Below are 22,014 nucleotides of genomic sequence, written 5' to 3' on the forward strand. Positions count from 1 at the left end.
CTCTACGCGATGCTCCGCAACGGCACCCACTACCGACACCCCGAACCCACCCCAGCCCCCGCAGCGGCTTGACAACCACATAGGGACACCCCCCCCCGTCGGGAGCACCAGGCCGATGTGCGCTCCGGGCCGCCACGCGGGCAGCCGGCCACCGCCGGCGGCCGCGAGGTCCACGACCACGACGCCGTCCGCGGCGGGGGTCTTCGCGAGCACGACGAGGTCGATCATGCGTTCTCCTGGGGCTTCTGTTTCACCACGACGAGGTGGAACCGCGATCCGTCGGGCGAGCACCAGCGATGTGCCGTCCCGCCCGGGTAGTAGACGGAGTCGCCCGCTTCGAGCCGGACCGTCCCGTCCTGCTCGAGGTCCAGCAGGAGCGCTCCGCTCACGACGTAGACGAACTCGTCCTCGGGGTGGCGGAAGTAGTCCCCGAACTCGGCGCTGGTGCCGGTCCACTCGATCGGATCGAACGCCCGCCTGCCCCGGGTGAGCAGCCTGACCTCGCCGCTCGGGAACTGGTTGCGGGCGCCCTCGCCGGCCCGCAGCACGTCGGGTCGCCCGTGCTCGGCGTCCGCCAGACCGGGGCCGCCGGCGGCGATCAGCTCGACCTGGGTCGTGCCGAGGGCCTTGGCGATGCGGTCGAGCGAAACCATGCTCGGCCGCGTGTGCCCGCGCTCCAGCTGGCTGAGGAACGGGTGCGAAAGCCCGGTTCGGCCCGCCAGCTGGACCAGCGTGAGGCCACGGGACCGGCGCAGCTCGCGGATGCGCGCGCCGACCTGTTCGGCCTGCTCGTCGACGACGCGAGAGTGCGCGGCGTCGGCTTCCTTCACGGCGACCACCCCGCCCGGTTGCCGGGGCAACACAAAGAACACCGGGATTTACACATCGGAAATCTCGACTCCGTACGGTCAGCGATGTTGATGGGGTCAACATTTACAGCATCCCCGCGGTTCCGCAACACCCGAGACCGGAGAAGCACATGGCGAACTCGCTGCCCCGCCCGCTTGCCGCGGTGCGCAACGCGAAGCTGCCCGACGGGCGCGTCGTGGACCTCTCGTTCGCTTCGGGCGTGGTCACCGGCATCGCCCCTGCGGGCGGAACCGGGCCCGGTCCCGGCCCGGCGCTCGACCTGGACGGCAGGCTGCTGCTCCCGGCACCGGCCGAGCCGCACGCACATCTGGACAAGGCCGGGAGTTTCGACGCCATCAACCCGAAGCTCGGCGACCTCGGCGCCGCGATCGACGCCTGGCGGTTCCACGCGACGGGCATGAGCGTCGAGTCGATCGCCGAGCGCGCCCGGGCACAGGCCCTCGTGATGCTCGCCGCGGGCACCACCGCGATCCGGTCCCATGTGGACGTTCTCGGAGACGGGCTCGCGGACGTCGAAGCCGTGACCCGCGGAGCCCGTGCCCTCGTGCAGGTCCGGGCGGAACTCGCCGGCCTGGTGGACATCCAGCTCGTGGCGCTCGCCGGGCCGCACTGCCCCGACCACCACGTGGAAGCGGTCCTGGACGCCGGCGTCGACCTCGTCGGCGGCGCTCCGCACCTGGCGCCCGATCCCGCGGCGGACCTCGCGCGGCTGCTCGCGATCGCGCAGCGGCGCGGGATCGGCGCCGACCTCCACGCCGACGAGAACCTGTTCGGCCCCGTCACCCTCGACGCCTACGCCCGTGCGGTGCGCGGCTGGCCGGGCGACCGCCCGCGCACGGCAGGCCACTGCGTGCGGCTCGGCACCCTGGAAGCCGCGCGCCGGGACGCGATCATCGCCGACGTCAAGGCCGCGGACCTCGGCATCGTCACCCTGCCGAGCACGAACCTCTACCTCCAGGGCTGGGAGCACCCCGTCGCGACGCCGCGCGGTCTCGCGCCGGTGCGCGAGCTCCTCGACGCGGGCGTCCGGCTCGGTGCCGGGGCGGACAACGTGCGCGATCCCTTCAACCCGGTGGGCCGCGGCGACGCCCTCGAAACCGCGTCGCTCCTCGTGACCGCGGGCCACCTTTCCCCCGAGGAGGCCTACGAGCTCGTGAGCACGGGAGCCCGCTCCGTCTTGGGGCTGCCGCCCGCGGGACCGTCGGTCGGCGCCCAGGCCGACTTCCTCGCCATCGGGGCGGTGAACCTCGTCGACGCGATCGCCACCGCGCCCGCCGACCGCGTCGTCATCCACCGGGGCCGCGTCGTCGCGATCACCGAGACCCGGCGCGAACTCCCGGCCCTGTCCGCCCCCGCCTGCTGAAGGGAATTCCCATGTCCACCACGACCGCGGCCGAGCCCGCCCTGCGCTCGACCCTGCTGGACTTCCGCGACGTCGACCTCGTCTTCCCCGACGGCACCGCGGCGCTCGGCGGGGTCGAGCTGACCGTGGACCGCGGCGAATTCGTCTCGATCGTCGGCCCCAGCGGATGCGGCAAGTCCACGCTCCTGCGCATCGCGTCGGGCCTCGAATCGGCTTCGGGCGGAGCGGCCGACGTGAGCGCGAGCCGCATCGGCTACGTCTTCCAGGACGCGACGCTCCTTCCCTGGCGCTCGGTCCAGGGCAACGTCGAGCTCCTCGCCGAACTCCACCGGATGACCAAGGCGGACCGGGAAGCGAAGGCGGCCGCCGCGATCGGCCTCGTCGGCCTCACGGGCTTCGAGAAGCACCTCCCGAAACAGCTTTCGGGCGGCATGAAGATGCGCGTCTCCCTCGCGCGCTCGCTCACCCTCGACCCCGAGCTGTTCCTGTTCGACGAGCCGTTCGGCGCGCTCGACGAGATCACCCGCGAACGCCTCAACGACGAGCTCCTGCGGCTGTTCACCGAGCAGCGCTTCGCGGGGCTGTTCGTCACGCACTCGGTGTCCGAGGCCGTCTACCTCTCCACCAAGGTCGTCGTCATGTCCGGCCGGCCGGGCTCCATCGTCGCGCGGTTCGACGTGCCGTTCCCGATGCCCCGCGATCCCGACATCCGCTTCACCGCCGAGTTCGCCGAGCTCGTCGGCGACGTCTCGCACGCACTCAGGAAGGGGCACAGCTGATGGCCACCCTCCAGGAAACGGCGGTCCGCCGCGCGACCGCGGCACGCACGGCCCGGCGCCGGCCGTCGTGGCGGCAGCCCGTCGTGGCCTTCGGTGTCTTCGTCGGACTGTGGTACGCGGTGGCGGCGTACTACGACCGGACGGTCGAGCTGCCCTACCTCGTGCCCTACCCGCACCTCGTGCTGAAGGCGATCGTCCACGACACGCGGCCCAGCGGCGCTCCGACCGGATTCAACGCGGAGCTGTGGGCCGCGCTCGGCCGCACGACGGTCGTCTCGCTCGTCGGGCTCGCCGCCGCCATCGTCCTCGGGATCCTGTGGGCCACCGTCATGGCCCAGGCCAAGGGCCTCGAAAAGGCCCTGTACCCGTACGCGGTCGTGCTCCAGTGCGTGCCGATCCTCGCGCTCGTGCCGCTCATCGGGGCACTGTTCGGCTACGCCTTCCTTTCCCGCGTGATCGTCACCGTCATGATCGCGCTGTTCCCGATGGTGTCGAACACGCTCTTCGGCCTGCACTCCACGGACCGGGCGCAACGCGAGCTCTTCGCCCTCCAAGGGGCCGGCCGGCTGACCCGGCTCGTCAAGCTGCAGATCCCGGCCGCGCTCCCCTCGATCTTCGTCGGCCTCCGCACCTCGGCGGGCCTGTCCGTGATCGGCGCGATCGTCGGCGACCAGTTCTTCCAGCGCGGCGACCCCGGCCTCGGCGTCCTCATCCAGGTCACCGCGTCCCGCCTGATGGGGCCCGAGCTCTACGCGACGATCATCATCGCCTCCCTCTACGGCATCGCCGTCTTCCTCGCCTTCGGGCTCATCGGCCGGCTCGCCGTCGGCCGCTGGTTCGACTTCTCCTGACCCGCTCCGTCCCGTCCCCCTGCCTCCCCTCCCCTGCCCTCCCCTCCCCTGCCCTCCCCGAATTGGAAAGCCCCATGCGCACCCGACCCCGTACCGCCGCCATCACCCTGTCCGTCGTCACCCTCGCCACCGCCCTCACGGCCTGTGGCGGGAGCGGCTCGGCCGACGCCGGCGGACCGGCCCCGGCGCCCGCCGCGACCGGACCCGCCGTCGACCTCGCCGGCGCCTGCCCGTCGACGGTCGTCGTCCAGACCGACTGGAACCCCGAGGCCGACCACGGGCACCTGTACCAGCTGCTCGGCCCGAACCCCTCGATCGACGCGAGCAAGAAGTCCGTGACGGGCGACCTGTACGCCAACGGAAAGCCGACCGGCGTCAAGCTCGAAGTCCGCGCCGGCGGGCCGGCGATCGGCTACTCGACCGTCTCGGCGCAGCTGAAACAGGACAAGTCGATCACCCTCGGCTACGTCTCCACCGACGAGGCCATCCAGTTCTCCGGGGACCTGCCGACCACGTCCGTGTTCGCCGAGAACGACAAGTCGCCGATGATGATCATGTGGGACCCGAAGACCTATCCGGACGTCACCACGATCAAGGACCTCGGCACCAAGCTCCAGGCGAACGGTGGCGTCGTCCGGTACTTCAACGGCGCCGCCTACATGTCCTACCTCACCGGAGCGGGCTTCCTGCCCGCCGGCGTCATCGACGGGAGCTACGACGGCGCCCCGGCGAAGTTCGTGACCGCCAAGGGGAAGGACGCGCAGCAGGGCTTCGCGACCGCCGAACCGTACGTCTACCAGAACGAAGTCGCCGCGTGGGGCAAGCCGCTCAAGTTCCAGCTCATCGCGGACATCGGCTGGTCCCCGTACCCCGAGACGATGTCCGTCCGCACCGGCGACCTCGCTTCGCTTTCGCCGTGCCTCAAGAAGCTCGTGCCCGTCATGCAGCAGGCGGACGTCGACTTCCTGAAGAACCCGGAGGCGACGAACGACCTCATCGTCAAGCTGGTGCAGGCGTACAACAACGGCTGGACCTATGACGCCGAGGTGGGCAAGGCCGCCGTCGCGCAGATGAAGGACCTCAAGATCGCGACCGACGCCGGCACCGGCCACGTCGGCGCGATGGACGAAAAGCGTGTCACGGACCTCATCAAGCTGGCGGCGCCGATCTTCGGGAAGTCGGGCGGGCACGTCAAGGACGGCCTCGTCGCGGGCGACCTCGTCACGAACCAGTTCCTCGACCCGAAGATCAGCCTCGGCTGGTGAACAGGAGCGCCATGACCAGCACCGAGACCATCGAGGCGCTGCGTGCCGAGCTCGTCGAACTGCTCGGCGAGCGCGGCGTGAGCACCGACCTCAAGACCCGCGAGCGCGCCTCGGTCGACGAGGCCACGATGAGCCCGATCCTCTCCGAGCAGCTCCCGCTCGGCCTCGCCGACCTGGTGGCCTACCCGGCGAACGCGGAGGAGATCGCGGTGGTCGTGGCCGCCGCGAGCCGCCACCGCGTTCCGGTCACCGCTCGCGGCAAGGGCACGGGCAACTACGGGCAGGGCATCCCGCTGCACGGCGGCCTGGTCCTCGACACGACGCGCGCCCGCGCCGTGGTCGAAGTGGGCGACGGCGTCATCACGGCCGAAGCCGGCGCCTCCCTGGCACTCCTGGAACGCGCAGCGGACGCGAGCGGCCAGCAGCTCTGGATGTACCCGTCGACCGCGCAGTCCACCCTGGGCGGCTTCCTCTCCGGCGGCTCGGGCGGCACGGGGTCGATCGCGCACGGCACGAACTGGGAAGGCTTCGTCGTCGCGCTCGACGTCGCCCTCCCGGGCGCCGAGCCGGCCCTCGTCCACGTCGAGGGCGACGACGCACGGACCTTCGTGCACACCTACGGCACCGCGGGGGTGATCGCCCGCGCGACCGTGCGGCTCGAGCCGGCCCAGGACTGGCGGGCCGTCTACGCGAGCTTCCCCACCTTCGAGGAGGCACTCGGGGCGGTCCGGACACTGCGCTCGATCGAGCCGCTGCCCCGGCTGGTGAGCGCGGACCGGGCCGCCATCGCGGAACGGCTCCCCGCGGACCCGGCGATCCCCGCCGGGCGCGCGAACCTCCGCGCGATCGTCGACGTGACGGCGCTCGACGCGGCGTCGTCGCTCATCGCAAGCGCTGGGGGCTCGGTCGAAGACGTCCGCGAAGGGGTTCAGCAGACGATCAAGGTTTCGATGCTCTCCTACAACCACCCCATCTGGTGGCTCAAGAAGAACAGCCCCGGCAAGGACTACTTCCACGTCGAGGTCGGCGGCGAGGCGCTGATCGACCGCATCCACGAGGTCGAGGCCGTGTACCCCGGCGGCATCCTGCACATCGAGGCCGCACATCGCTTCCCGATCGGGATGCTCGTCGCGGAGTACACGGGCGCCGAAGACGTCTACGCGGGGTACGCGAAGCTCGTCGAACTCGGGGTGCGCGTCCACAGCCCGCACCAGTTCTACGTCGACCACGGAGTCGAAGAGCTCCTCGCGCTCAAGCAACGCACCGACCCGGACGGGCTGCTCAACCCCGGCCACCTCGGCGTGCCCGAGCTCGCCGTGGCCCTGCCCGCGCAGGCCAAGATCTGAACGGAGGCCGGATGAACCGCACCATCGCCGAACTCGCGGGCCCGTCGCTCGCGGACCGGATCGGCCGGGATTCGATCGTCGTCCTCCCGACCGGCGCGATCGAGCACCACGGGCCGCACCTTCCGCTCAGCACCGACGCCCTCGTCGCCGAAGCGGTGGCGGGCGCCGCCGTCGAACACGGCGCCGCCGCGGGCCTCGACGTCTGGCAGCTCCCCACGCTCGCCTACACGAAATCGGACGAGCACAGCTGGGCACCCGGCACGGTCTGGCTCGACGCCGAGACCCTGCTCCGCACGGTCGTCGAAATCGGGCGGGCGGTGGAGCTCATGGGGGCCGGGACCCTCGTGTTCGTCAACGGGCACGGGGGAAACGTGGCGCTCCTGCAGGTGGCGCTCCGGGAAATCCGCAAACGCTTCCGGCTCAAGACCTTCCTCATGCCCGCGCTGGCCCGCACGGACCCGCCCGCGGGCGAAGGGCTCGACGAACGGGAACTCGGCATCCACGGCGGCGCCGCGGAGACCTCCCTCGTCCTGCACCTGCGCCCGGACCTCGTGGACCTCTCGCGGGCCGACCGCTGGGTGCCCGAGCACCTGGCGGATTTCCGACACATCGGCTTCAACGGGCGCCCCGTCAGCTTCGGCTGGCTGTCGGACGACTTCGGCACACCCGGCGTCGTCGGCGACCCCACGCAGGCGACCCCGGCCTACGGCAAGGCGCTCTGGGAAGCGTCCGTGCACCAGGCAGCCGAGTCCCTGGCCGAGATCGCCCGCTTCGAGCACGCGGCCCCGTCGTGATGCCGGACGCCGGGAGAGCGGCACCGGTTCAAGGGAGTTGCCGGAAGCCGCTGCCGTGGAACACCAGCGGACGGGCGGACGGCCGGAACTCGACCGCCGTCACCCTCAGCAGGGCGATCAGGTGATCACCCGCCGGCACCTCCCGGTCCACAGCGCAGTCGAACCAGGCGGTCGCCCCCTGGACGAAAACCGCCCCCGATTCCGATGTCGTCCAGTCCACTCCCGCGAACCGGTCGCCGGGAGCCGACAGCCGCCTCCCCACTTCCCCGTGGTGCTCCGCCAGCACGCTCACGCCGAGCGCGGCGGCGTCGCGGAGGATCGGCCACGTGGTGGAGGTGCGCTGGATCGAGGCGGCGAGCAACGGCGGCTCCAGGGAAATCGAGGCGAACGAGCTGACCGCCATCCCCGCCGGCTTGCCGGACGCCAGCCCGGCAAGGGCGGTGACGCCGGTGGGGAAGCACGCGAAAGCCGCACGCAGCACGGTGGCATCCACCTTCAGATCCTGAAGTAGTCGAGGACGTCCGGGAACTCGCCCGAGAGTTCGTACGCTCCGATGAGCGCGTTCTTCGCGTCGATCGAGTCGTGCGTGGCGAAGGTCCTGGCGTTGCGCCAGAACCGGTCGAACCGGTACCGGTTGGCGGTGCTGCGAGCGCCGGTCAGGTCGTGGATCCGCCCGGACACGTCCAGGCTCACCCGGTTGCTCGCGACCTTCGAGCGGAACCCGTGGATCGTGATCGTCCGCGGATCGGCGTCCGGTTCCTCCAGCCATCCGGCCACGCTCAGCAGGTACGCCCGGGCGGCGGCCAGTTCGCTGGACATCTCGCCGAGTTGCCGGTGCATCAGCGGGTCCTCCAGCGCGGTGGGGAACCTCGGCATGCTCCCCCGGTTCAGACTCCGGAGGTAGCCGATCGCGGCTTCGAAAGCACCCTCTCCGATCCCCTGCATCAGTGCCGCGTGGAACAGCATGCCCGCACCGAACGCGTTCGGGTCCGCCAGTGTCGAAGCGAAGTGCCACCCGTCGGGGACGAACACGTCCTCGTAGGTGATCGTCTGGCTGTGGGTGCCGCGCTGGCCCATGTTGTCCCAGTCGTGCGCCTGCCGCACGCCCGGCGCGTCCAGCCGGACCAGCGCTTCGTGCCTCGTTGCCGTCTCGAGGTCCGCATCGGGCCCCAGCAGGGAGAAGCCGACGACGAGGAGATCCCGGCCCCCGCCGCCGCTGTTGGTGTTGAACGTCTTCGTGCCGCTGACCACGACTCCGCCCGGCACTCGCCGGCCGGTCACCGGCCCCTTGGCGCCGGCCTCGGAGTTGGAGGAGACCAGCCGCCTGCCGTCGTTGATCAGCTCGTCGGCCAGCTGCTCCTTGGTCTCGCGCGGCAGCTCGGCGGTGAACAGGCGGCGGGGGTGCAGCCCGTTGTTGGTCCAGCACATGCCGGTCGAACCGTCGGCGGCGGAAATCTCCACCAGCACCTCGGTCACGGCACGCCAGCCGCTCCACCGGCCGCCGGTCCACAAACCGCCGTACTCGGCGGGCACGCTGAGCCGGTTCACGCCCGCCTCGCCGAGCAACCGCATGTTCTCCGCCACGTCGGTTCCCCCGGCGTCGATGCGCACGCCGTTGCCGCTCATTTCGGCACGCAGCCCACGTACCCGGGCAAGAACGTCCGCGCGCGCCTTGACCAGTTCTTCTTGCTCAAGCGCAGTGATCGTCATGAACAGAACGCTAACCGCGGACCGGCAGGAGTCCGGCTGATCCGGGAGAAGCGAGAAACGTCCCCGCGGAAGCGTCTCGGATGACGTTCAGCGGAAGTCGGCACCCAGCACCGAAACCGGCCCGGGAGCCGGCAGCGGCGCGGTGCGCGCGGAGAACGACTGCAGGAGGTAGGCGACCAGGCGGCGCGCCGCGGCGGGCGACGTCGCCGTGAGGCTGTCGCTGGCCTGCACGAGCAGGGCCAGGTCGCTGGGCGAGAAGTCGGCCCGCAGGTCCCCGCTCTCCTGCGCCCGGCGCACCAGCTCGGTGATGTTGCCCATCGCCCGCGCCCGCGCTTCGCCCACCTTGGCCTCGTCCAGCGGCTCCGCACGCAACGCCCAGGTGCCGATCGGGGCGCGGACGACACGGTCCACCACGCCGCGCAGGGCCCGCCACGGATCGGGGTCGGCGAGTGCCTCCTCGCTCAGCCGGCCGCAGTCGGCCAGCTCGTGCTCGAAGGCCGCGGCGACGAGCGCCTCCCGGTCCGGGAAGTGCCGGTAGAGAGTGGCCACACCGAGCCCGGCGCGCCGGGCGACGGCGCGCATGGTGACGTCGAGTCCCTTGGCCGCGTACAGCTGTCTCGCGGCGTCCAGAATGCGGGCACGGTTCCGGTTCGCATCGTTGCGCACGTGACTCGTCTCCAGTTCCGGACGGGGCGTTCCGGTTACCAGTGAATCACGGTGTGGCCCGAAGCCGCGCGAGCAGGAGGGTCCGGGTCGTTCCCGGCCAGGTTGGCGCCGTTGGTCACGGAGGCCCGGCGCGGGTGGACGATCTGCGGGCGACCTCGCACCGTCGAAGCCCCGGCGTCCGGCCGAGGCCGGCGATTCACGGGGGCGTGGCGGTGGGTGGCGAGGTGAGGCGGCGCAGGAGGGCCAGGACAGCCTTGGCCCTGGCGAACTCCGCCGGGGTGAACGGCAGCAGCGGCCTGGTCACCAGGAGGTCACCGTCGATGTCCACCAGCCGCATCACCGTTCCGTCGATGCCTTCACCGGCCCCTTTCCCGCGACGCCCGACGGGTTTCCGTTCGACCTCGCACTCGCCCAGCAGCGCCGGCAGGAGCTGCCCCGGATCGGGTTCCTGCGCGGCCGCGATGGTCAGCACGCGGGTCGGCAGGTCGACGAACTCGTGCACGTCCGCCGGTACGACCCGCACGTCCCGGCCGCCGCCCAGTTCGGTGACCGTGGCGATGTCCGCGGCCGTGACAGCGGCCGGCGTGCGGACGAAGAACTCGTCCACCACACCGCCCGGGACCGCGAGCACCTGCAGCGAAACGATGTCGTAGCGGTGTGCCGCCAGTGCGGCCGTCACCCCGGCCAGGCTCCCCGGCACGTCACGCATCGTGGCACGCACCCGCCACGCCACCCCGGCCCGCAGCGGGTCCACGCCGGTGGTGCCGCGTGCCGGGTTCGACCGCGGACGGCGGGTCCACCACCGCCGCCCCGCGGCGGTGACGACCAGGAGCCCGCCCAGTGCGAACAGCAAGACCGGCCCGACGCGGTTGTGGGACAACGCGCTGACGAACAGATCGGCCACCCCGGTGGCGATGAACAACGCCGCCAGCTCGACCAGCTCACGGCTCATCGAGCTTTTCGCTCGCTGGGCGGCCTTCGGAGGTACCTCGGCTTCGGTCATGCGGCCAGCATCGGTGGCTCGCTTTACCCCCGCCCTCGCCGTCCTGTCACGATTCAGTTAACCGGACAGCCCCTCTGGCCGTTTGCCTACGGCATCCGGAATCCGGCCACGGGGCGGAACGATCGAGGTAGCCTGGCGCCTCGTGGCCTCGAGCGAGGGAGATGCCGGTGGACGTTTCCTCAGCGGTTCCCGAGGAGTTGCGCCCGGTGGTGACGAGGTCGGCCGGAACGGTGCGGCTGGTGTTCGTGCCGAGCGTCCCGCGCCTGCTGGCCAAGACGTGGGCCGGCAGCCTGGCCATCCCGTTCGCGGTGGCGGGCCCGCTGCTCGTGGTCGTGGTGCTGCCCTTGGTCGTCGTCTTCTTCGGCTGGGCCACGATGTGGAACACCGCCCTGGTGCTCGGCGGCGCCCTCGCCGCCCTCGGTCTGGTGTTGTCGATCGTCATGCCGTGGAGCCTGCGTTCCGGGGCGCAGTGGGCCGAGCTGAACCCGGAAGGGAGCTGCACAGGGGTACGGGTCAAACTGCTGTCCGGGGCGACGCGGACCGGTGCGTTGCGGTCGATCGCCGTCATCGAACACGTGAAGCTGGCCGAACCCGCCGGTGTCGAACTGGAACTGCACACGACCGACGAGACCGTCCAGGGCGCCGAGCGGATCGACGTGGACGCCCAGGCCATCGCGGAGTGGCTGCGCCGCCTGCCCGGCGTCGAGGTCGAGCGCCGGAAGGTCGTCGACCGGGTGAACCCGACCCGCGACCGCTGGTGGCGGCGCGCGCAGGTCGCGGCGGTGTGGGAAGTACCCGCCGACGCCGTGCCCGTGATCGCGGACGAACTCGGTGTCCGCTGCGACGTCTTCGTGCCCCGGGCCGCCGCCATGAACGGCAACGTCCACGCGATCGACGTCTACGACCCGGACGACGTCCAGGAGATCACCGACCAGCGCACCGCCGAAACCGTGGCGGCCTTCATGCTGCGCCGGCTGACGAGCTTCACACGTGAGGCGAGGCTCCCCGACGGCGACGACCCGCTGCTCCACCTCGTCAGGGACACCGAACTCGCCGAGCGGTACCGCGCCGCGCTGCAGCATCTGCGCGATCCAAGGCCGGATACTGACCTTTACGTCACCTTCGCGCAATACTCGCTGTGCCAAGCCGTGCGCGGCGAGCCCGTTCCGGCCACAGGTCCTCCACAATGGACACCACCGCCCGACTTCGAAGCGGTCCTCGCCGCAGCGATGGCCGCCCCGTTTCCCAGGCCGACCCGATACGCCTGAACGAAGCTCGCCTGAGTGGTTGCAGCCCGCCGCTCGGCTCGTGTCGGCACGATGCATCGGGAGAGGTGATGACGGAGCTCGATGCAGTACCCGACCCCGACGGGGAGCACGGCACGCCGCTTCCGCCCACAGCAGTGCGCAATGCGGTGTCCGCCGAACAGGTGTCCGGTCTATTGGTGCAGGCCGGAACCATCCGCGGCGGGATCCACTACCACCTCACACCGTCGGCCGAAACAGCCTCTGCCGTAGGCACTCCCATCGCCGAGCTGACGGCTGATGAGCTCGGAGTCCATCCGGCCGTCGAACCTCGCGGGGAACAACAGTCGCTGACCGCCTACATCGAGCGCGCGCACGACGTCGAACTCCATGCGGCTGCCCGCAGCGCGGGAGGGCCGGATGCCCAGTCCCGAATCGTCGTCTTGGTGAGTGGCTCGACATCGGGTAAGACTCGCGCGTGTTTCGAGGCCCTTCATCGACCTCTCAACGGTCCCGAAACGGCGAGTCTCGCCACCGCGGGGTGGCTTCTGTGGCCCTCGCTCAACCCGCTCACCCCAGAGCGGTTCCTCGCGGAACTGCCCCTGGTCGGTGCCAGGACAGTCGTCTGGCTGAACGAAGCCCAGCGTTACCTCCTCGACCCGCCTCCCAGCCTCGCCCGGGCGATCGCCGACAGGCTCAGGCGGCTGCTGGCCGACCGCGGCCGCGCACCCGTCTTGGTCCTCGGCACGCTGTGGCCCGCCTATCGCCACGAAATCATGCGCAAGCCGCAACGGTCGGTCGATCACCACGACTCCGCACGAGCCCTGATCCGAGGTCACACGCTCCGCGTGCCGGACCGGTTCGGCGCCGACGAACTGGCCGCCGCGCGCTCGAGCTCGGACCACCGGCTGCGGGAGGCCGCCGAGCGCGCCGAGGACGGCGCGGTCGTCCAGGAACTGGCGGGTGCGCGTGACCTCGTCGATCGCTACGACTGGCTGACCACGCCCGCGCGTGCCGTCATCCACGCCGCCATGGACGCCCGCCGCCTCGGCCACTCCGAATGGTTGCCTGCGCTGTTGCTCGAGCATGCCGCGCTGGCCAACCTCGACGAACGCGAGCGACGCGAACACACGCTGAATCCCGGCTGGTTCGCCGACGCACTCACCGAACTGACCGCGACCCACGTCGCGAGGAGCAGGCTTCTCGCCCCCGCCCCCGATTCCACTGCACGCACGTATCGCCTGGCGGATTACATCGACCAATACGGTCGCCGCACCCGGAACAGGATCATGCCTCCAGCGGAGTTCTGGGACGCCGCCGTGCGGTATTCGCGCAGTCCCGCCGACCTGGCAGCCCTCGCGGACAGCGCCGACGACCGGCTTCGCTTCCGGCTGGCCGCGATCCTGCTCGACCGATCGAGCGCCGCAGGCTACGGGCCGGCGCTTGTCTCGCTGGAGAGAATGCGAACACGAGCGCATCACCCCATGGCAGGACACGTCTTGGCCGAGCGTGCGGCTGCCACGAACGACGCGACTGTGGTCAGCCGGCTCGCCCAGCTCCGAGAAGCGGCGGGCGACCACGAAGCCGCGGAACGGCTCTGTCGGCTCGCTGTCGAGATGGGCCATGACGACGCGGTGATCGAAGTGGCACGGGTGCGTCGTTCTCGGGGGCACATCGCCGACGCCGACCGGTTCGTGCGGCACGCCGCCGATGCCGGCAACATCCCTGCGCTCGTCGAACTCGCCCAGGCGCACGAACGCGCCAACCGCCACGACGAGGCGGAAGCAACACTTCGGGACGTCGCGGGCCATGACCACCCGCAAGTCCTGCTGGCACTGGCCCGGCTGCGTCACCGCAAGGGCGATCACGATCAAGCCATCGCACTGCTCGAGCGTGCCGTGGCCGCCGGCGACTCCGAGGCTCTCGAAGAACTGGCGCTCCGGCACGAAGAGTCCGGCGATACGGAGGGGGCCGAGCGGTTCGCGCATCGCGCCGCCGACGCAGGCCGTACGCGCGTCTTGAACGGATTGGTACAGCAGCGAGAGCGCAGAGGTGAGCACGACAGCGCGACCCGGCTCGCTTGGCAGGCTGTCGAGGCCGGGCACCCGTCGATCTTGAGCGAGCTCGCCCGAACACGAGAGCGAGCGGGCAAGACACTCGACGCGGAAAACCTTCTCCGTTCGGCTGCCCACGCCGGCGACGAACTGGCGCAACGCGAATGGGTCACCCGGTGTGAATCCGGAGGACATTCCACCGAAGCCGAACGAACTCTCCGGCTCGCGGCCCCCGCCGGCGGAACTCTCGCCGCAACCACGCTGATAGACCTGCGCTACGGCAAGGGAGATCACGACAGCGCCGAGCGTGTTTTGTCGTTGGTCGAAGGCAACGCCCGGCGCCAAGCGCTCCGGACGCTGGCCCTCCGGCACGAGACAGCAGGCCGACACCGGGAAGCCGAACGGCTGGCCCGCCTCGCGGCCGACACCGGAGATCTGACGGTGCTCTCCGGCATAGCCATGCTCCGGAAAGGCAAAGGAATACCGGTTGACACCGGCCACCTGAAAGACCTGGTGCCGGTCACCGGCAGCACGCGGGCCTTGGCCGCGCTGATCACCTTGCTGGTCGAGCAGGGCGAACGCCGCGAGGCCCGGCGGCTGGCACTCGCCGCAGCAGCGGCAGGTCACCCGGACGGGCTGGTAGCCCTGCTCTCATCGCCGGGCGAAGACGACGAGCACCTCGCGGCGCGAGCGGCCGATCTCGGCTCGTTCCGCCCCCTCGGCCGGCTGGCCCGCAAGCGATGGAACCAGGGCGACCGCAGGACAGCAGAGCGCATCGCCCGGGAGTGCGCCGACGGAGGCTCGCCGGACGCATTGCTCGAGTTCGCGCAACACCTCCGGCATCTCCCTTCGTGGCGCCGGCTCACCGAGTTCGGGCTGGAACCGGACGGCTCCACCTCGGACCCCTGGGAACACCACCCCTGAGCGCACACGAACATTCGGCTGAACTCAGGTTCTCCGGTGCTCCTCGGCCCACGGCAACAGCTTCCGCTCGAGGTAAGCCAGTCCGTAGAACAACGCGATGCTCATGATCGCCAGCAGGGTCATCGCGGCGAAGGCCAGCGACGTGTCGGCACTGGCGCCGGACTGCACGATGACGAAACCGAGCCCGGCGCCGGCGCCGACGAACTCCGCGATCACCGCGCCGATGACCGACAGGGAGATCGCCACCTTGAGCCCGACGAAGATCTGCGGGAGGGCGTGGCGGAACCGCAGCTTGAAGAACTCCTGACGCCGGGAGGAATCCCACGAGCGGAACAGCTCGACCAGCTCGTGCGGCGTGGACTTCATCCCGGACACGGTCGAGATGACCACGGGGAAGACGCACACCAGCACGACCAGGACCACCTTCGGGCCCTGGCCGAAGCCGAACCACACCACCAGGATCGGGGCGATCGCGATCTTGGGCACCGCGTTCACCGCGAGCAGGATCGGGTAGAACGTCCGCTCCAGGAGCGGGAACCGGACGATCAGCACCGCGAGCGGCACACCGACCACAATGGACAGCAAGAAGCCCTCGACGGTCTCGGCCAGGGTGACCAGGCTTTGTTCCAGCAGGTATCCCGGCAGCTCGAGGAACGACGCGACCACGTCGGCCGGGCTGGGGACGAGGAACCGCTCGATCGAGAAGACGATCGTCGCCAGCCACCAGAGGCCGACGAGCAGCAGCACACCGACGACGGGCAGCGCGCGCCCCCTCATGCAGCTCCCCCGTCGACCGGTTCGGTGAGCAGGTCGCGCAGCCGGCGACCCGCCTGGTCGACGTCGGGCCGCCCGGGCACGCGCGGCCGGGGGACGGCGAGGTCCACGGTCGTGCGGAGCCGGCCCGGCCGCGGGGTGAGCACCGCCACCCGGTCGGCGAGCACGACGGCCTCCTCGATCGAATGCGTCACGAACACGACCGTCCTGGGCTGCACCAGCTGGATGCGCTGCAGTTCCGCGCCGAGTTCCGCACGGGTCAAGGTGTCCAGCGCGGAGAACGGTTCGTCCATGAGCATGACCGACGGGGTTTGGATCAGCGATCGGCACAGCGAAACCCGCTGCTGCATCCCCCCGGAAAGCTCATGGGGCAGCCGGTTCTCGAAACCGCGCAAGCCGACCAGCTCCAGCAGCTCGTGCGCCCGGTCCCGGTGGGGCTTCCGCTCCAAGCCGAAGATCTCGATCGGCAGCATGACGTTCGACAGCACCGACCGCCACGGCAGCAGCGCGGGGCGCTGGAACATGAACGAGACGTCGCGACGCGGGCCGCGCACCGGCTCGCCGCCGACGAGAATCCGCCCTGCGGTCGGTGGCAGCAGCCCGGCGATGAGCCGCAGCAACGTCGACTTGCCGCACCCGGACCGGCCGATGACGGCGACGAATTCGTTCTCGCCCACCTCGAAGTCGATTCCGGCGAGCGCCCGGACCGGCCCGGCCCGGCCGTCGAAGACCTGCGCCACTCCGTCCAGGACGATCACGGCCGGGGCACCAGCCCGAAGGAGACGAGGTCGGCGGGGGTGAGCGCGCCGGCCGGGATGGCACCGGCGTCGGTGAGGGTGCCGAGGATCTTCCGCACGCGGGCCTCGGCGACCTGGCCGAGCGGGCCGGTGAAGCCGGCCGGGCGGGCAAAGGGTGCCATCAGCCCGATCTCGGCGGCCGCGACCCCCGCGTCCTGGGCCGGCTGGTACTTCTTGAGGATCGCGCCGAGTTCGTCCGCGTGCTCGATCGCGTAGCCGAGACCCTTGAGCAGCGCCGCGGTGAACCGCCGCACCAGCTCGGGATTCCTGGCGGCGAGCTCCTTCGACGTGACGACCACGTTGCCGTACAGATCGGGCACCAGGTCGCCGTAGGGCAGCACCACCGCTTTCCTGCCGGGCGCCGCCGCTTCGATGAGCGGCCGGCCGACGACGAACTGCCCGATCCCGTCCACCTGCCCGGACGCCAGCAGTTGCGGGAGGGCGGGTGGAGCGGCCGGCACGAACCGCACCGAGGCCGGGTCGAGGCCGGCGGCCTTGGCGTAGACGGGGAACATCACCTGGTTGGTCGAGCCGGCCTGATCGGCGATCTTCTTCCCGGCCAGGTCCGCCGGCTTGGCGATGCCGGTGCCCTCGAGCGAGATGATCGCGGCGAGGGACCGCTGGTGCACCGCCGCGACGGCGGTCACCGGCAGCTTCTCCTTCGCCACCGTGATCGCGGTGGCGGTGAAGTCCGCCGTGCCGACGTCCGCCCGGCCCCCGGCGACCAGCTTGAGCACGTCCACCGTGCCACTGCCCGGGGTGATCGTGACATCGAGCCCGGCTTCGGCGAAGTAGCCTTTCTCCTGAGCCACGTAGGCGTAGGCGTCACGGCCGAAGGTGCCGAACGAGGTCAGGTAGCCGACTTTGTCCCGGCCGGTGGCAGGGGTGTCGCCGGCGCCGCCGCACGCCGTGGCGAGCAGGGTGACCGCGAGCAAGGCAACCAGACCACGCCTCATGACGCCCTCCCCGACGAACGTGATGGTCTCGTTCCAGTAGCTTCGACCGCCTCGGCGACCACGGACAACCGCTACTCGGGGCACCGGCCGCCGTCGCCCGGTCCTCAGCGCAGGGACGGCAACCCGGCGGCCAACGCGGCGAGCGCACGCTTCAGCGTCGGGGCGAGCGGCACGCAGGCCGCGGCGAGGTCCGGGTTCTGGGCGTAGACCTCGCGCAGCGTCGGCGGCGGGTTCGCGGCCGGGTAGAGCATCCCGGCCAGGCCGCTGGCCGCCGCGACCAGCTCGAACCCTTCGCCCTCGGTCAGGTCCGGGTGCGCCCGGGCCACCGCCGCACCGAGTTCGGTGACGGCGCCCAGCACCACTCGCTTGAAGTCGCGGGCGGCCGGGACCGAGACGTTGTGCTCCAGCGACGTCGCGGTGTGGCCGACCAGGTCGCAGAACAGCGTCCGTTCGGCAAGCGTCTCGGCCAGTACGTCGACGACGTCGTCCCCGGCTGCCAGCCGGCGAGTGGCCTCGTCCACCCAGTCGCGCCAGCACACGGACGCCAGCTCGAGGTAGATCTCCTCGCGGGTGCCGAAGTAGCGGACGACGTTGGACTTGGCCAGCCCCACGGCCGTGGCCACGCTGCCCAAGGTCACGTTGCGCACGCCGGATTCGAGGGCCAGCTCACGGGCCGCCGCGAGGATGGCCGCGCGCCGCTGCTCCTTCTGCTCCGGCCGCCTGGCCCGCATGAACATCGACTGAGACATTTCTCAGCCATCATACGGTCCACTTAAAAGAACAACGTTCTCTTGTTAAGAGTACAGCGTTCTGTTAGCTTGGCGGGGCATTGCCACGAGCGAAGGGGTCCATGTGGTCGAGGTGCGATTGCGGGTCAACGGGGTCGACGAGCTGCTCGATCTCCCACCACAGGTCAGCCTGCTCGACGCGCTGCGCGAGCGGCTGGGGCTGACCGGCACGAAGAAGGGCTGCGACCAGGGGGCCTGCGGGGCGTGCACGGTGCTCGCCGACGGCGTGCGGATCAACTCCTGCCTCGCGCTGGCCGTGCAGTACACCGGCCGCGAAATCACCACCATCGAGGGCGTCGACGACCCGCTGCAGCGGGCTTTCGTCCGCAACGACGGCTTCCAGTGCGGCTACTGCACCTCCGGCCAGATCTGCTCGGCCATCGGGATGCTGGCCGAGCACAAGGACGGCGCGCCGAGCGCGGTCACCGAACACCTCGCCGGCCCCGCCGAACTGACGGACGCGGAGATCCGGGAGCGCATGAGCGGCAACCTGTGCCGCTGCGGCGCCTACAACGGGATCGTCCACGCCATCCAGGAGGTCGCGAGATGAGGTCGTTCACCTACCTGAGCGCTCCCGACGTCGAGACCGCGGTCCGCGCGATCGCCACCGAGCCGAACGCGAAGTTCCTCGGCGGCGGGACGAACCTCGTCGACCTGATGCGGGAGGACATCGAGCAGCCCGACGTGGTGGTCGACATCACCCGGTTGCCGTTGACCGGGATCGAGGAGCTGCCCGGCGGCGGCCTGCGCATCGGCGCGCTCGTCCGCAACAACAGGCTGGCGGCCGATCCCCTGGTCCGGACCCGCTACCCGGTGCTCGCCCAGGCCATCCTCAACGGGGCTTCGGCGCAGCTGCGGAACATGGCCACCGTCGGCGGCAACCTGCTGCAGCGGACCCGGTGCCTGTACTTCTACGACGGCGCGGCGGCGTGCAACAAGCGCGCCCCGGGCAGCGGCTGCGCCGCGATCGGCGGGTTCGCCCGGAACGCCGGCGTCCTCGGGGTCAGCGACCACTGCATCGCCACCCACCCCTCCGACATGGCCGTCGCGCTGGCCGCGCTCGACGCAGTGGTCGAAGTGGAGAGCACGCGCGGTGTCCGCCGCCTCCCGCTGACCGAGCTGCACCTCCTGCCCGGCAGCACTCCGCAGGTCGAGACCGCACTGGCCGCGGACGAGCTGATCACCGCCGTCGAGCTGCCCGCGTTGCCGGTGGCCGCGCACTCCCGCTACCGCAAGGTGCGCGACCGCGCGTCCTACGCCTTCGCGCTCGTCTCCGTCGCGGCCGCGCTGGAGACCGAAGACGGCGTCGTGACCGACGTCCGCCTGGCGCTGGGCGGCGTCTCCGCGAAACCGTGGCGGGCCCACGAGGCCGAGCGGATCCTGCTCGGCGCACCGGCGACCGAAGAGTCCTTCCGCCGGGCGGCCGCGGCCGAGCTCGCCCCCGCGGCGGGCCGGCCGGACAACACCTTCAAGATCGAGCTGGCGCAGCGCACGATCGTCGCGACGCTGCGCCGTCTGCACACCGACGGGAGTGCGGCATGACCAGGACCCTGCCCGCGACGGAGACCGCCGGCCCCGTCATCGGCAAGCCGATCGACCGGGTCGACGGCACGGCCAAGACCACCGGTGCCGCCCGCTTCTCGGCCGAATACCCCGTCCCCGACCTGGCGCACGCGGCCCTGGTGCACTCCACCGTCAGCCGCGGCCGGATCACCGCGATCGCAACCGAGGCCGCGGCGGCCGTCCCCGGCGTCGTCGCGGTGCTCACCCACCTGAACGCTCCCCCGCTGAAGCCGGCCCCGAAGGTGAGCCCGCTCAACCTCGCCACCCTGGTCTCCGGCACTTCGGTCGACTACCTCAACACCGACGAGGTGCACTGGGACGGCCAGCCGGTGGCGGTCGTCGTCGCCGACACCCTCGAGGCGGCTCGCGAAGCCGCCGGGCTGGTCACCGTGACCTACGAGACCTTTCCGTCCACTGTGGACTTCGCCGCCGAGGAGAAGAACGCCCAGCCGCAGAAGAGCACCATGATCATGTCCGGCGGCGCGAAGAAGGGTGACGCCGAGGCCGCGCTCGCCGCGGCACCGGTGTCGCTCGATCTGCGGTTCACCACGCCGACGCACCACCACAACGCGATCGAGCCGCACGCGACCACCGCGGCCTGGGACGGCGACCGGCTGACCGTCCACGACGGCACGCAGAACATCGACTGGGTCCGCACCCACCTGGCCCTGCGGTTCGGTGTCCCGGCGGCGAACGTGCGGGTGATCGCCCCCTTCGTCGGCGGCGGCTTCGGCGGCAAGGGCATGGTCTGGCCCGGCACGATCCTCGCCGCGCTGGCGGCCCGCGCCACCGGCCGGCCGGTCCGGCTGATGCTCACCCGCGAAGGCGTCTACCGCACGGTCGGCGGCCGCACGCCGTCCACGCAGCGGGTCGCGCTCGGCGCCGGTACCGACGGCAGGCTGACCGCGCTCATCCACACCAGTGTGACGCGCACGGGGCGGGTCGGCGGCGGGCCCGAGCAGGTGACGTCGCAGTCGAGGCACCTCTACGCCGCCGAAAACATCCTGGTGCAGCAGAACCTGGTGGAGCTGGACCTGATCTCGAACACCTCGATGCGCGCGCCCGGCGAGTCGATCGGGACCTACGCGCTGGAGGCCTCGATCGACGAGCTCGCCTACCGGGTCGGCGTCGACCCGATCGAGCTGCGCATGCGCAACGAACCGGCGGTCAACCCCATCGACGGCAAGAAGTTCGCGCACCGGATGCTGCGCGAGGCCTATGCGCAGGGCGCCGAGCGGTTCGGCTGGGCCGACCGGACACCGGAACCGGGCTCGATGCGCGACGGGCGGTGGCTGGTCGGGATGGGCGTCGCGTCGGCGTACCACCCGGCCTGGCAGTTCGCCGCCAGCGTCACGGTCCGGCTTTCGGTCGACGGCACCGTCCTCGTGCGGTGCGGCTTCCACGAAATGGGCATGGGCGGCGCGACGGCACAGGCGCAGATCGCCGCCGACGCACTCGGCGTGCCGTTCGAAGCGGTCCGGGTCGAGTACGGCGACTCCACGCTGCCGGTGAGCCCCGGGGCCGGCGGGTCCATGCAGACGGCGAGTATCGCCAACAGCCTGCTGGCCGCGTGCGAGAAGCTGAAGAAAGAACTGGACGCACTGGCGAAACGCTCGGGTTCGATCGGGATGAGCCCGGCGGCGATCCTGGCCAAGGCCGGCGTGCCGTCGATCGAAGCCGCCATCGGCTCCGACACCCGGTTCGGCCGGGTGGCCGGGCAGCTGAAGTTCATGGCGAAGTTCGTCCGCGACCAGCGGCGCTGGATGAAGGCCGCCTGCGGAGCCCAGTTCTGCGAGGTGCGCGTCGATCGGGACACCGGCGAGGTGCGCGTGTCGCGCTGGGTCGGGGTGTTCGACGTCGGCCGGGTGATCAACGCGAAGACCGCGTCGAGCCAGCTGCGCGGCGGGATCGTGATGGGCATCGGCATGGCACTGGCCGAGGAGACCCTGGTCGACCCGCGCACGGGCCGGATCATGAACCCGAGCCTCGCCGAGTACCACGTCCCGGTGCACGCCGACATCCCGCCGATCGACGTCAGCTACCTCGACGACCCGGACCCGACGATGCCGCTCGGCCTGATCGGCGTGGGCGAAGTGGGCATCACCGGCGTCGCGGGAGCGATCGCGAACGCGGTCCACCACGCGACCGGCAAGCGGGTCTACGACCTTCCCATCACCCTCGACAAGCTGCTGTGAGCGGAACGAAGCTTTCCCGGCCGGGGCGCGGGTACTGACGCACGCCGGGCGGTCACCTCGACCGGATCGGGG

At 71.1% G+C, this 22,014-nt stretch carries 20 protein-coding genes and 1 pseudogene; 11 read left to right on the forward strand and 10 right to left on the reverse strand.

The window, feature by feature from the left end; genetic code table 11:
• A pseudogene (locus ACWED2_RS43125) lies at window positions 1-228 on the reverse strand (hypothetical protein); the annotation flags it as partial.
• Complete coding sequence (locus tag ACWED2_RS43130; protein ID WP_449696297.1) at window positions 225-830, reverse strand: helix-turn-helix domain-containing protein; 606 nt, start codon at window positions 828-830, stop codon at window positions 225-227. The gene ACWED2_RS43130 and the pseudogene ACWED2_RS43125, both read right to left, overlap by 4 nt.
• A 149-nt stretch (window positions 831-979) precedes the next feature.
• On the opposite strand from ACWED2_RS43130, the gene ACWED2_RS43135 reads away from it, so the two are divergent.
• The 6 genes from ACWED2_RS43135 (at window position 980) to ACWED2_RS43160 (ending at window position 7,268) form a co-directional block, all read left to right on the forward strand.
• Window positions 980-2,233 (forward strand): amidohydrolase family protein, encoded by a 1,254-nt coding sequence (locus ACWED2_RS43135; protein WP_449696298.1) that lies wholly within the window; start codon window positions 980-982, stop codon window positions 2,231-2,233.
• A gap of 11 nt (window positions 2,234-2,244) precedes the next feature.
• Complete coding sequence (locus ACWED2_RS43140) at window positions 2,245-3,012, forward strand: ABC transporter ATP-binding protein (protein WP_449696299.1); 768 nt, start codon at window positions 2,245-2,247, stop codon at window positions 3,010-3,012.
• The gene (locus tag ACWED2_RS43145) at window positions 3,012-3,863 is read left to right on the forward strand and encodes an ABC transporter permease (RefSeq protein WP_449696300.1); all 852 of its coding nucleotides are present in this window, start codon (window positions 3,012-3,014) and stop codon (window positions 3,861-3,863) included. The genes ACWED2_RS43140 and ACWED2_RS43145 overlap by 1 nt, the downstream gene beginning before the upstream one ends.
• 74 nt (window positions 3,864-3,937) lie before the next feature.
• Window positions 3,938-5,128 carry an ABC transporter substrate-binding protein gene (locus tag ACWED2_RS43150; protein ID WP_449696301.1) on the forward strand — a complete coding sequence of 397 codons (1,191 nt, stop codon included), beginning with the start codon at window positions 3,938-3,940 and terminating at the stop codon, window positions 5,126-5,128.
• Between the two features lie 11 nt (window positions 5,129-5,139).
• Complete coding sequence (locus ACWED2_RS43155; protein ID WP_449696302.1) at window positions 5,140-6,474, forward strand: FAD-binding oxidoreductase; 1,335 nt, start codon at window positions 5,140-5,142, stop codon at window positions 6,472-6,474.
• A gap of 11 nt (window positions 6,475-6,485) precedes the next feature.
• Complete coding sequence (locus tag ACWED2_RS43160) at window positions 6,486-7,268, forward strand: creatininase family protein (protein ID WP_449696303.1); 783 nt, start codon at window positions 6,486-6,488, stop codon at window positions 7,266-7,268.
• Window positions 7,269-7,296: 28 nt separating this feature from the next.
• Here ACWED2_RS43160 and ACWED2_RS43165 read toward each other — a convergent pair whose 3' ends face one another.
• The 4 genes from ACWED2_RS43165 to ACWED2_RS43180 all read right to left on the reverse strand — a co-directional run bounded on the left by ACWED2_RS43165 (window position 7,297) and on the right by ACWED2_RS43180 (window position 10,647).
• Window positions 7,297-7,761 (reverse strand): flavin reductase family protein, encoded by a 465-nt coding sequence (locus ACWED2_RS43165; RefSeq protein ID WP_449696304.1) that lies wholly within the window; start codon window positions 7,759-7,761, stop codon window positions 7,297-7,299.
• A 2-nt stretch (window positions 7,762-7,763) separates the two neighbouring features.
• Window positions 7,764-8,978 (reverse strand): acyl-CoA dehydrogenase family protein, encoded by a 1,215-nt coding sequence (locus tag ACWED2_RS43170; RefSeq protein WP_449696305.1) that lies wholly within the window; start codon window positions 8,976-8,978, stop codon window positions 7,764-7,766.
• An 87-nt stretch (window positions 8,979-9,065) separates the two neighbouring features.
• Window positions 9,066-9,644 carry a TetR/AcrR family transcriptional regulator gene (locus tag ACWED2_RS43175; RefSeq protein WP_449696306.1) on the reverse strand — a complete coding sequence of 193 codons (579 nt, stop codon included), beginning with the start codon at window positions 9,642-9,644 and terminating at the stop codon, window positions 9,066-9,068.
• A 196-nt stretch (window positions 9,645-9,840) separates the two neighbouring features.
• A complete protein-coding gene (locus ACWED2_RS43180) occupies window positions 9,841-10,647 on the reverse strand; it encodes a hypothetical protein (RefSeq protein ID WP_449696307.1) in 807 nt (268 codons plus the stop codon).
• Window positions 10,648-10,814: 167 nt separating this feature from the next.
• On the opposite strand from ACWED2_RS43180, the gene ACWED2_RS43185 reads away from it, so the two are divergent.
• Together ACWED2_RS43185 and ACWED2_RS43190 are read left to right on the forward strand one after the other, a co-directional pair.
• On the forward strand, window positions 10,815-11,915 hold the full coding sequence (locus tag ACWED2_RS43185) for a hypothetical protein (protein WP_449696308.1): 1,101 nt from the start codon (window positions 10,815-10,817) through the stop codon (window positions 11,913-11,915).
• Between the two features lie 68 nt (window positions 11,916-11,983).
• Window positions 11,984-14,869, forward strand: a complete 2,886-nt coding sequence (locus ACWED2_RS43190) for a hypothetical protein (RefSeq protein ID WP_449696309.1) — start codon at window positions 11,984-11,986, stop codon at window positions 14,867-14,869.
• A gap of 24 nt (window positions 14,870-14,893) precedes the next feature.
• Here ACWED2_RS43190 and ACWED2_RS43195 read toward each other — a convergent pair whose 3' ends face one another.
• From ACWED2_RS43195 to ACWED2_RS43210, 4 genes are all read right to left on the reverse strand, one after another.
• Window positions 14,894-15,646: an ABC transporter permease gene (locus ACWED2_RS43195; RefSeq protein ID WP_449696310.1), complete on the reverse strand. Its 753-nt coding sequence runs from the start codon at window positions 15,644-15,646 to the stop codon at window positions 14,894-14,896.
• A complete protein-coding gene (locus ACWED2_RS43200; protein ID WP_449696311.1) occupies window positions 15,643-16,401 on the reverse strand; it encodes an ABC transporter ATP-binding protein in 759 nt (252 codons plus the stop codon). Before ACWED2_RS43200 ends, ACWED2_RS43195 begins: the two co-directional genes overlap by 4 nt.
• On the reverse strand, window positions 16,398-17,396 hold the full coding sequence (locus ACWED2_RS43205) for an ABC transporter substrate-binding protein (protein WP_449696312.1): 999 nt from the start codon (window positions 17,394-17,396) through the stop codon (window positions 16,398-16,400). The genes ACWED2_RS43200 and ACWED2_RS43205 overlap by 4 nt, the downstream gene beginning before the upstream one ends.
• Window positions 17,397-17,500: 104 nt before the next feature.
• The gene (locus ACWED2_RS43210; protein ID WP_449696313.1) at window positions 17,501-18,145 is read right to left on the reverse strand and encodes a TetR family transcriptional regulator; all 645 of its coding nucleotides are present in this window, start codon (window positions 18,143-18,145) and stop codon (window positions 17,501-17,503) included.
• Between the two features lie 103 nt (window positions 18,146-18,248).
• On the opposite strand from ACWED2_RS43210, the gene ACWED2_RS43215 reads away from it, so the two are divergent.
• Genes ACWED2_RS43215 through ACWED2_RS43225 form a run of 3 tightly spaced genes read left to right on the forward strand, consistent with a single transcriptional unit; the run spans window position 18,249 to window position 21,942 of the window.
• On the forward strand, window positions 18,249-18,734 hold the full coding sequence (locus tag ACWED2_RS43215) for a 2Fe-2S iron-sulfur cluster-binding protein (RefSeq protein WP_449696314.1): 486 nt from the start codon (window positions 18,249-18,251) through the stop codon (window positions 18,732-18,734).
• The gene (locus ACWED2_RS43220) at window positions 18,731-19,726 is read left to right on the forward strand and encodes an FAD binding domain-containing protein (RefSeq protein WP_449696315.1); all 996 of its coding nucleotides are present in this window, start codon (window positions 18,731-18,733) and stop codon (window positions 19,724-19,726) included. The genes ACWED2_RS43215 and ACWED2_RS43220 overlap by 4 nt, the downstream gene beginning before the upstream one ends.
• Entirely contained in the window at window positions 19,723-21,942 is a 2,220-nt protein-coding gene (locus tag ACWED2_RS43225) for a xanthine dehydrogenase family protein molybdopterin-binding subunit (RefSeq protein WP_449696316.1), read from the forward strand. Before ACWED2_RS43220 ends, ACWED2_RS43225 begins: the two co-directional genes overlap by 4 nt.
• The last annotated feature ends 72 nt before the right edge of the window (window positions 21,943-22,014 follow it).

This window comes from Amycolatopsis sp. NPDC005003 (genome assembly GCF_053600695.1).